Origin of the sequence: Dolichospermum circinale AWQC310F, from assembly GCF_000426925.1 — a bacterium.
In the GTDB taxonomy this organism is placed as follows: Bacteria; Cyanobacteriota; Cyanobacteriia; order Cyanobacteriales; family Nostocaceae; genus Dolichospermum; species Dolichospermum circinale.
In genome coordinates, this window is the sequence record NZ_KE384714.1 from 1 (window position 1) to 270 (window position 270).

The following is a 270-nucleotide window of genomic DNA, read 5'->3' on the forward strand; positions in this document are numbered from 1 at the left end:
AAACTTCGGTAATATTAAATCTTTTGTATTTTTCTAGTTTATCAATACTGCCACTGGTAATATTAATTTCAATTGCTAAATCTGGATTTGATTTTTTTTCTCCTATATAATAAGATTCATCAGGTTCAAAGGAAGCATTCTTTTCTTTTGCGCGACGAGTAGCACTACCTACTGGAATCAGATTTATACCTATTTCACAGGAATATAATTCTAGTAAAAAACCAAGAATGGTTTTAATCATTTCATGTTGTTCACTCAGCGTCATAAATT

1 protein-coding gene is annotated in these 270 nt (G+C 29.6%); it reads right to left on the reverse strand.

The window, feature by feature from the left end; all coding sequences use genetic code 11:
- Positions 1–270, reverse strand: a 270-nt coding sequence (locus ACIR310F_RS27160; RefSeq protein ID WP_231387618.1) for a PDDEXK family nuclease, incomplete at both ends; no start/stop codon positions are given.